General features: G+C 48.5%; 2 protein-coding genes. One reads left to right on the forward strand and one right to left on the reverse strand.

Going from position 1 to position 1205, the window contains the following annotated elements:
- Nucleotides 1–320 (forward strand): hypothetical protein (locus KDK17_RS00745; RefSeq protein WP_257287125.1); only part of this gene is annotated, 320 nt, incomplete at its 5' end.
- A gap of 67 nt (nucleotides 321–387) precedes the next feature.
- On the opposite strand, the gene thiD is transcribed toward KDK17_RS00745, so the two are convergent.
- Nucleotides 388–1205: bifunctional hydroxymethylpyrimidine kinase/phosphomethylpyrimidine kinase (gene thiD, locus KDK17_RS00750; RefSeq protein WP_306671202.1), on the reverse strand; the 818-nt coding region annotated here is incomplete at its 5' end.

Consider the following 1205-nt stretch of genomic DNA (forward strand, 5'->3'; position numbering starts at 1 on the left):
TGGACATTCCGGGACTTAGTCATAAAGTAATAGGTATTTCTGGTGTATGGTTTTTCCCGAGAGACTCAGAGGAAAAGTTGATCTTAGACTATGGCTGCAAAGACGCTGATCCAGATAATATTAAACCACGCCCAAACGAATGTATTTGCCCGCCTGATGGTTTTTTAGCTACTACCAGAATTCTAAAAGCTGATGATAAGGAATTTATCTACGAAGAATACAATCCAGAAAGTAAGGTATTTGACAGAAACAACGCTGTAAGAGTTCCAGTGCAGTCACTGGAACAGATAAAGCAACTACCGTATCACGATGAAATCTGATTTACTTTTTTGATGCCAGACAGGCAAAGCAGCATCTCTTACTGCGACATCAAACATTCAGACCAGATCACCAGATTTTGTAGAAGTGGTGTACAGGTCCGTTGCCTTGGCCTATGTTCAGCTGATCGGCGTGGGCAATGGCTTGCGCAATGTATTTTTTAGCCTCTGGGATGGCTTCTCTCATGGTGTAACCACGAGCCAGTAATGCGGTAATGGCTGAGGACAATGTACAGCCTGTACCGTGAGTGTTACTGGTGTTTATCCAGTTGCATTCCAGTCGGTGCAGAGACGTACCGTCGTGATAAAAATCGACGGCCTTATTATCACTATTGTCGCCACTCAGGTGACCACCTTTCAGAAGGACCGCTTCAGAGCCCAGCGCCAGAAGAGGCTCAATCATATCGATCATCTGGTCGGGATTTTTGGGCAATGGACGATCAAGCAGCACCGCAGCTTCATGCAGGTTGGGTGTGATCAGGCTGGCTTTGGGAATCAGTGATTGCCTGAGGGTCTCAATAGCGGCCTGTTGTAGCAGAACATCACCGCTGGTAGCCACCATTACAGGGTCAACCACAAGATAAGCCGGACCGAAGTGAGTCAGAGTATCCGCTACCGTCGTGATAACATCTGGCTGGCTCAACATGCCCACTTTTACGGCCCTGATAGCGAGGTCCGAGAATACTGAATCCAGCTGTTGACGGACAAAGGCGGGTTCAACGTCAAGGATACCCTGAACGCCCTGAGTATTCTGGGCAGTCAGAGCGGTAATGACACTGCAGCCATAAGCGCCCAGTGCTGAAAAGGCTTTCAGGTCTGCCTGTATACCGGCACCACCACCACTGTCTGATCCGGCAATGGTAAGGGCGACAGGCGTCTCATTAGTCA

Origin of the sequence: Endozoicomonas sp. SESOKO2, from assembly GCF_024606245.1 — a bacterium.
GTDB lineage: Bacteria > Pseudomonadota > Gammaproteobacteria > Pseudomonadales > Endozoicomonadaceae > Endozoicomonas_A.